We start from the raw sequence: 8063 nt of genomic DNA, 5'->3' as shown, positions 1-8063 counted from the left end.
CCCCAGGCCCGCGCCATCGCCGAGCGCGCCGCCCGCCGGGTCCCCCGTACCGCCTGGGCCCCCGTCTCCGTCCCCCTGGACGCGGCTCTCGGTCTGGTCCTCGCCGCCCCGCTCGCGGCCCTCACCGACCTGCCCTCCTTCGACACGTCCGCGATGGACGGCTGGGCGGTGGCCGGTCCCGGGCCCTGGGACGTGCGCGAGGCCGGTGTGCTCGCCGGGCACGCGCAGCCCGAGCCGCTCACCGACGGCGACGCGGTACGGATCGCGACGGGCGCCCGCATCCCGTACGACACGACCGCCGTACTGCGCAGCGAGCACGGCCGCACGGACGACAAGGGCCGGCTGTACGCCACCCGGGAGCCGAGTCACGGCCAGGACATCCGGCCGCGTGGCCAGGAGTGCCGCACCGGCGACCATCTGCTGCCCACCGGCACCTTCGTGACCCCGGCCGTGCTCGGGCTCGCGGCAGCCGCCGGGTACGACACCCTCGCGGTGATCCCCCGCCCCCGGGCCGAGGTCCTCGTCCTGGGCGACGAACTGCTCACCGAGGGGCTGCCGCACGACGGTCTGATCCGGGACGCGCTCGGCCCGATGCTGCCGCCCTGGCTGCGCTCGCTCGGCGCCGACGTCATCGCCGTACGCAGACTCGGCGACGACGCCGAGGCGCTCCACGAGGCACTGCGGAACTCCCCCGCCGAGATCGTCGTCACCACCGGAGGCACCGCCGCCGGACCCGTCGACCACGTCCACCCCACCCTGCGCCGCCTCGGCGCCGAACTGCTCGTGAACGGCGTCCAGGTGCGCCCCGGCCATCCCATGCTGCTGGCCCGGCTGGCGGAGAACCAGCACCTCGTCGGGCTCCCTGGCAACCCGCTGGCCGCCGTCTCCGGGCTGCTCACCCTCGCCGAGCCCCTGCTGCGAACCCTCGCGGGGCGGGCGGCGCCCGAGCTGTACACGCTGCCACTCAAGGACGAGGTGCACGGGCACCCGTACGACACCCGGCTCGTCCCCGTCGTCCTGCGCCGCGACCGGGCCGTGCCGCTGCACTACAACGGGCCGGCGATGCTGCGCGGCATCGCGGCGGCCGAGGCGCTCGCCGTCGTACCGCCGGGCGGCGCGCGGGCGGGTCAGGAACTGGAACTGCTCGACCTGCCCTGGGCGGCGGGCGCCGAGGCCGGGCTGTGTTTCACGTGAAACATGCTGTGTTTCACGTGAAACATTCGGATCCCAGCGGCGCTCGACCCAGTGGCAATGGAGGATGTTTCACGTGAAACTGCCGGGCCAGGACGCCATCGCCCGCCAGGCGGACGAGCATCTGGTGACCCATCGGGTGAAACTTCCCCGGACCGTGGTGGAACGGCCGATCCGGCAGGTCGTCAAACGTGTCGCCATGGCCCTGCTGGTGCTGGTCGGGACGGCATTCATCGTCTACGCCGATCACGACGGCTACAACGACAACTCCGACGGTTCCGTCGACCTGCTCGACGCCTTCTACTACGCCACCGTCACCCTCTCCACCACCGGATACGGCGACATCACGCCCGTCAGCGATGCCGCCCGGTTCACCAACATCTTCGTCATCACCCCGCTGCGCGTGCTCTTCCTGATCATCCTGGTCGGCACGACTCTCGAAGTCCTCACGGAGCGCACACGCGAGGAGTGGCGGCAGAACCGCTGGAGGGCGGCCTTGCGAGAGCACACCGTGGTCATCGGGTTCGGGACCAAGGGGCGGTCGGCCGTGCAGACCGTCTGTGTCACCGGGCTGAAGAAGGAACAGGTAGTGGTCGTCGACCCCAGCGCCAAGGCCGTGGACGCGGCCACCGCCGAGGGGTACGCGGGAGTGGTCGGCGACGCCACGCGCAGCGACGTACTGCTCCGGGCCGAGGTGCAGAAGGCGCGGCAGATCATCATCGCCACCCAGCGCGACGACACGGCGGTGCTGGTCACCCTCACAGCCCGGCAGCTCAACCGCACCGCGAAGATCGTGGTCGCCGTGCGGGAGGAGGAGAACGCGCCGCTGCTCAAGCAGTCCGGCGCCGACGCCGTCATCACGAGTGCGAGCGCGGCCGGCCGTCTGCTCGGGCTGTCGGTGCTCAGTCCCGCCGCCGGCATGGTCATGGAGGACCTGATCCAGCAGGGCAGCGGGCTCGACATCGTCGAACGGCCGGTCATCAAGGCCGAGGTGGGCAAGGGGCCGCGCGAGACGGACGACCTGGTCGTGAGCGTCGTACGCGGGCATCGGGTGCTGGGTTACGACGATCCGTCCATCGGTGAGCTCCAGGTGACCGACCGGCTCATCACCATCGTGCGGGCGACGCCGATCGCGCAGGTGGCGCCCGACGTCCGTCGGATCCGCGACAACTGACCCAGGCCCGCCGGCTACCCGCGGTGGTAGAGCCGCATGGTCACCGGCCCGAAGACCAGCACCAGCGACCGGCGGCCGGGCGGAACTCATCGCTCGCGGGGCCGCATGTCCTTTCACGGTCCCTCCGCCGGACCAGGGCCGCACCTGGTTTTCTCCGCACCCGGGGGTAGCGTCCCCTCATGCATGCGATCACGATTCCCGAACCCGGCGGACCCGAGGCACTGGTGTGGGCCGAAGTCCCCGATCCCGTGCCCGGTGAGGGCGAAGTACTGGTCGAGGTGGTGGCGGGCGCCGTCAACCGCGCCGACATCCTCCAGCGCCAGGGCTTCTACAACCCGCCGCCCGGCGCCTCCCCGTACCCCGGTCTTGAGTGCTCGGGCCGGATCGCCGCGGTCGGGCCCGGAGTCGCCGGCTGGTCCGTCGGCGACGAGGTGTGCGCGCTGCTCGCGGGCGGCGGCTACGCCACGAAGGTTGCCGTACCGGCCGGGCAGTTGCTGCCCGTGCCCGAGGGCATCGACCTGAAGTCGGCCGCAGCGCTGCCCGAGGTGGCCTGCACGGTCTGGTCGAACGTCTTCATGATCTCCCACCTCCGCCCCGGAGAGACCCTGCTCGTGCACGGCGGCTCCAGCGGCATCGGCACCATGGCCATCCAGCTCGCCAAGGCGGTCGGCGCCAGGGTCGCCGTGACGGCCGGGACGAAGGAGAAGCTCGACCGGTGCGCCGAGTTGGGCGCCGACATCCTCGTGAACTACCGAGAGCAGGACTTCGTCGAGGAGCTGAAGCAGGCCACCGGGGGTGCCGGGGCCGACGTCATCCTCGACAACATGGGCGCCAAGTACCTGGACCGCAACGTCGACGCCCTCGCCGTCAACGGACGGCTCGCGATCATCGGTATGCAGGGCGGCATCAAGGCCGAACTGAACATCGCCGCGCTGCTCATGAAGCGGGCCGCGATCAGCGCGACCTCGCTGCGTGCCCGCCCGCTCGCCGAGAAGGCGGCCGTCGTGGCCGCCGTACGCGAGCACGTCTGGCCGCTGATCGCCGCCGGTCAGGTCCGGCCGGTCGTCGACCGCGAGTTCGCGATGAGCGACGCCGCGGCGGCCCACCGGGTCGTGGAGGAGAGCGGACACGTGGGGAAGGTGCTGCTGGTGGTCCCGTAACGGGACGCCCTCGCAGGTCAGGCCCTCGCAGGTCGCGGCTTCGTCGGTCACGCTGTCGTCGGTCACGTCCTGCGTACGCGCAGCCGCAGCGCCAGGAAGGCGAGGCCGAGGCCGCTGCCGATCAGGAGCAGCCCGCCGCCGAGCGGCAGTATCGGCAGCACCGGCCCGGAGACCGTGCCGTGCCGGGCACCGGGGCTCCGCGGCGGCCCGTCCGGCACGGAGGCGGGCTCGGTCACGGTCACGGGCTCCTCGTACGCCGCCTCGTCGGACGGGGCGGACTCCCGCCTCCCGGGACGCTCCCGGCCCTCACCCGCCGGGCTCCCGGCCCGGGAGGCGGCGGGGGCGGGCCCTGCGACGTACACGACGCCGTCGTACGGCGCTCTCGTGCCGTGCGGAGCGGCGGCGAGCGTGGGGGCCGCCAGGGCCAGCAGGGTGCCGCAGACACGCAGGATGCGGAGCCAAGGGGTCATGTCGGTGGCCTCCTCCGCTGCGGAGTCGCCGGTCGCCGGTCACCCGTAACCCGTCACGCGGGTCGCAGTGACCAGCCTCACACGCGTCCGCCTGTCCGGCATCCCGGACGGGGGGAGCCGGGCCGGACCCACCGGCCGTGGCGGCGGCCCGGTGCGAGAGAATGACGGCATGGAGATGCCGAGGAACGAAAGGTCGCCGGAGAACCCCCACATCCTGGTCGTTGGCCAGGACGGGATGGCTCTCGGAGGCGGTGGTGACGACGACTCCCGAGAGATTCCGGTGACGGACATGGTGGAGCAGCCCGCCAAGGTCATGAGGATCGGCAGCATGATCAAACAGCTGCTGGAGGAGGTGCGCGCGGCACCTCTCGACGAGGCGAGCCGGGTCCGGCTCAAGGAGATCCACGCCAGCTCGGTGAAGGAGCTGGAGGACGGTCTCGCGCCGGAGCTGGTCGACGAGCTGGAGCGCCTGTCCCTGCCGTTCACGGACGAGGCGATTCCCAGCGACGCGGAACTGCGGATCGCGCAGGCCCAGTTGGTGGGCTGGCTGGAGGGCCTCTTCCACGGCATCCAGACCGCCCTTTTCGCCCAGCAGATGGCCGCGCGGGCCCAGTTGGAGCAGATGCGCCGCGCGCTGCCGCCGGGCGTCGGCCACGAGGGCGATGACGACCCGCGTACCGGCGGACGCACGGGCGGGCCGTACCTCTAGGTCCGCCGGTCCACCAGATCGCTGGTCCGTCCCAGATCTCATGGAGCGGGGCCGGGTGGCCGACCGACCGGCTGCCCGACCCCGCTCCATGGACAACCGCCGCTCAGGACGGCGGGTAGCCCGTCGACACGATCAGCTCGATCACCGGCATTTTCTCCGGGTCGACGTCCTGGCCCTCGGAGGGGAACTGTTCCGTGACGGTGTCCTTGCCGAAGGTGTTCTCGTCGAGATCAGTGACCTTCATCCGCCAGCCGGCCGCCTGGAAACAGGCCTTGACCGAGGCGAGGTTCTTGTAGCGGAAGTCGGGCAGCCGGATCTTGTCCGGGTCGGTGTACGACTCCGGCGCCTCCGAGCACTCATCCGCGTCGATCTTCTTGGCCGGGTCCGGCCCCTTGAACCCCGACCCCGCGGTCTTGGAGGCCACGGCGCTCGGGGCGCTGTCGGCGTCGTTGTCGCCGTCGTCGGTGGTGTCCCCGCCCAGGTTCAGGGCGAGAAGCAGCCCGCCGATGGCGGCGATCGAGACGACGATCGAGCCCACGATCACCGGGGTGTTGCTCTTCCGGCGTCCTCCGGAGGCGGCCGGGGTCGGCGGCGAGGGCGAGTAGGCGACCGGCGGCGTGTGCTGCTGCGGGAACGGGCCGGGCGGCGTCTGGTAACCGCCCTGCTGCGGATAGCCGTACGCCGGAGCCGGAGCCGGTGTCTGCGCCTGTGGTGGCGTCTGCACGGGCGTGTACGCCGGGGCCGGAGCGGCGCCGTACGGATTCGCGTGCTGCGGTTGCTGGTGCGGGGCCGGCTGGTACGGGGTCTGTACGGGGCCCGGCGGGGCCGGGGCCGCCTGGTCGACCGGCGGGAACACCGCGGAGGCGACGCCCGTGCCGCTCTGGGCCAGGGAGCCCGGGACGATGTTCGGGGTGGCCGGCTGGAGGGAGGCGGCCACGCGCAGACACTCGTCGCGCATGGCGACGGCGCTCGGGAAACGCTCGTTCGGGTTCTTCTTCAGCGCGCGGGCGACGAGCGCGTCCACCGCCGGGGGCAGCGCGCGGTTGACCGACGACGGGGCGACCGGCTCCTCCTGGACATGCGCGTACGCGATCGCAAGCGCCGAGTCGGCGTTGAACGGCAGCCGTCCCGTGACCAGTTGGAACAGCATGATGCCGACGGAGTAGAGGTCGGAGCGGGCGTCCACGGCCCGGCCCAGGGCCTGTTCCGGGGAGAGGTACTGCGGGGTGCCGACGACCATGCCGGTCTGGGTCATCGACGTGACGCCCGACTGCATGGCGCGGGCGATGCCGAAGTCCATGACCTTGACGACACCGCGCTTGGTCCGCATCACGTTGCCCGGCTTGATGTCCCGGTGGACCAGGCCCATCTCGTGGCTGATCTCCAGCGCCGCCAGCACGTCCGCGGTGATCTGGAGCGCCTTGTCGGCGGGCATCGCCCCGAACTGCCGTATGTCCGCGTCCAGTACGGAGCCGAGCGGCTCCCCCTCGACGTACTCCATGACGATGTACGGGGTCGTCGTCCCCGCCACGTCGTCCTCGCCGGTGTCGAAGACCGAGACGATGTTCGTGTGCGTGAGTTTGGCCACGGCCTGTGCCTCGCGGCGGAACCGCTCGCGGAACGCCTCTTCCCGGCCCAGTTCGGTGTGCAGCGTCTTGATCGCGACCTGCCGGTCCAGGACCGAGTCGTACGCGAGGTGCACCGAGGCCATGCCGCCCTCGCCGAGCAGATCACGCAGCTGGTAGCGCCCGCCGGCGAGCGCGTGTCCCGCGTACCGGCCGTGTGCGCCGTCCTGGCTCATGTGCCCAAGCCCCCCGTGTCTCTCCACAGCCGCATGTGATCGACTGGCCGATTCCCGGCCAAGTCTGCCGGAGGGCGCAGACACGTCAAGCGCGATGCCCGTTCCGTGACCGTACGGGGGTTAAGCGTCGCGCAAGCGTTACAGGGGACGCGGGAGCTGGGTGGGACGCTGGGGGCGGGGCCGGGGATTTGCGCGCCGATACCCGCAACGGGTTTGATGACCGGTCCCCCAGGGACCCGTACCCGGGTTCCTTCCGGAGCTCCTCCCGCACCGTCTCCCGGCTCGGGGGCCGGCGCGGAGGCTGTAGCGTGGCCGACGGAGACCGTGACAACACCGCGCGCACCGCGGGCAGAAACGACGGCGAGGACTGATGGCACAGCAGCGCGCTCAGGGCCCGTCCGACCCCGAGGCGGCTGGCGGCGGTATGTCAGACGCGCCTGAGCTGTGGGGCAACGGCGGACTGGTCGGGGACGGCCGATACCGGCTCACCCACAGACTCGGCCGGGGCGGCATGGCCGAGGTGTTCGCAGCCGAGGACGTGCGTCTCGGGCGGACCGTGGCGGTCAAACTGCTGCGCGCCGATCTCGCCGAGGACCCGATCTCGAAGGCCCGCTTCACGCGCGAGGCCCAGTCGGTGGCCGGGCTCAACCACCACTCGATCGTCGCCGTGTACGACTCCGGCGAGGACGTCGTCGGCGGTCAGTCCGTCCCGTACATCGTGATGGAGATCGTCGAGGGGCGCACCATCCGCGACCTCCTCATCAACGCCGAGGCGCCGGGGCCCGAGCAGGCCCTGATCATCGTCTCCGGGGTGCTGGAAGCGCTTGCCTATTCGCATCAGCACGGCATCGTGCACCGCGACATCAAGCCCGCCAACGTGATCATCACGCACGGCGGCGCCGTGAAGGTCATGGACTTCGGCATCGCCCGCGCGCTGCACGGGGCGTCCACGACGATGACGCAGACCGGCATGGTCATGGGCACGCCCCAGTACCTCTCCCCGGAGCAGGCCCTCGGCAAGGCGGTCGACCACCGCTCCGACCTGTACGCCACCGGCTGTCTGCTGTACGAACTCCTCGCGCTGCGGCCCCCGTTCACCGGCGAGACCCCGCTTGCCGTGGTCTACCAGCACGTCCAGGACATTCCGGTGCCCCCCTCCGAGGTCACGGACGGGGCGCCGCCGGAGCTCGACGGGCTCGTCATGCGTTCCCTCGCCAAGGAGCCCGACGACCGCTTCCAGACCGCCGAGGAGATGCGCGGGCTGATCCAGTACGGCTTGCAGATGCTGTACGAACAGGGCAGCCACACCGGCACCTGGAACACCGGGCCCGTGGCCATGCACGACGGCCGCCACACCTCCTCCGGGGGCTTCGCCGGCACCGCCGTGATGAACCACCCGGGCGATCAGGCGGGCACTGCCCAGATCCCCCAGCAGATCCTGCCCGCCGGGTACGGCGGCCGGGACGACGGCGGCTTCGAGGGGCACGGCAACCGGCGCGGGGGCGGCCGGGGCAAGCTGTGGATACTGGCGTTCTTCGCCGTGATCGCCATCGCGGCG

At 71.7% G+C, this 8063-nt stretch carries 7 protein-coding genes; 5 read left to right on the top strand and 2 right to left on the bottom strand.

Annotated features, from left to right (window positions below; translation table 11 throughout):
• The 3 genes from AOK08_RS34525 to AOK08_RS34515 all read left to right on the top strand — a co-directional run.
• Positions 1-1194 (top strand): molybdopterin molybdotransferase MoeA (locus AOK08_RS34525; RefSeq protein ID WP_055533365.1); only part of this gene is annotated, 1194 nt, incomplete at its 5' end.
• 73 nt (positions 1195-1267) lie between these two features.
• Positions 1268-2365: a potassium channel family protein gene (locus tag AOK08_RS34520; protein WP_055533363.1), complete on the top strand. Its 1098-nt coding sequence runs from the start codon at positions 1268-1270 to the stop codon at positions 2363-2365.
• Positions 2366-2544: 179 nt separating this feature from the next.
• Complete coding sequence (locus AOK08_RS34515) at positions 2545-3525, top strand: NAD(P)H-quinone oxidoreductase (protein WP_055533361.1); 981 nt, start codon at positions 2545-2547, stop codon at positions 3523-3525.
• Between the two features lie 62 nt (positions 3526-3587).
• Here the strand turns inward: AOK08_RS34515 and AOK08_RS34510 are convergent, their stop codons facing one another.
• The gene (locus tag AOK08_RS34510; protein WP_055533359.1) at positions 3588-3995 is read right to left on the bottom strand and encodes a hypothetical protein; all 408 of its coding nucleotides are present in this window, start codon (positions 3993-3995) and stop codon (positions 3588-3590) included.
• A gap of 169 nt (positions 3996-4164) precedes the next feature.
• Here AOK08_RS34510 and AOK08_RS34505 point away from each other — a divergent pair, with 169 nt between their 5' ends.
• On the top strand, positions 4165-4704 hold the full coding sequence (locus tag AOK08_RS34505) for a bacterial proteasome activator family protein (protein WP_055533357.1): 540 nt from the start codon (positions 4165-4167) through the stop codon (positions 4702-4704).
• Positions 4705-4807: 103 nt separating this feature from the next.
• Here AOK08_RS34505 and AOK08_RS34500 read toward each other — a convergent pair whose 3' ends face one another.
• Positions 4808-6505, bottom strand: a complete 1698-nt coding sequence (locus AOK08_RS34500; RefSeq protein WP_055533355.1) for a protein kinase domain-containing protein — start codon at positions 6503-6505, stop codon at positions 4808-4810.
• A gap of 367 nt (positions 6506-6872) precedes the next feature.
• On the opposite strand from AOK08_RS34500, the gene AOK08_RS34495 reads away from it, so the two are divergent.
• Positions 6873-8063, top strand: a 1191-nt coding sequence (locus AOK08_RS34495) for a protein kinase domain-containing protein (RefSeq protein ID WP_107101123.1), incomplete at its 3' end; no start/stop codon positions are given.

Origin of the sequence: Streptomyces graminilatus (assembly GCF_001418565.1) — a bacterium.
In the GTDB taxonomy this organism is placed as follows: Bacteria; Actinomycetota; Actinomycetes; order Streptomycetales; family Streptomycetaceae; genus Streptomyces; species Streptomyces graminilatus.
This window is presented reverse-complemented; position numbering and strand designations above follow the sequence as displayed.

Excerpts from the sequence above, each read along its gene's own strand:
- AOK08_RS34515 (WP_055533361.1), top strand. The coding sequence starts at position 2,545 with ATGCATGCGATCACGATTCCCGAACCCGGCGGACCCGAGGCACTGGTG.
- AOK08_RS34510 (WP_055533359.1), bottom strand. The coding sequence starts at position 3,995 with ATGACCCCTTGGCTCCGCATCCTGCGTGTCTGCGGCACCCTGCTGGCC.
- AOK08_RS34505 (WP_055533357.1), top strand. The coding sequence starts at position 4,165 with ATGGAGATGCCGAGGAACGAAAGGTCGCCGGAGAACCCCCACATCCTG.
- AOK08_RS34500 (WP_055533355.1), bottom strand. The coding sequence starts at position 6,505 with ATGAGCCAGGACGGCGCACACGGCCGGTACGCGGGACACGCGCTCGCC.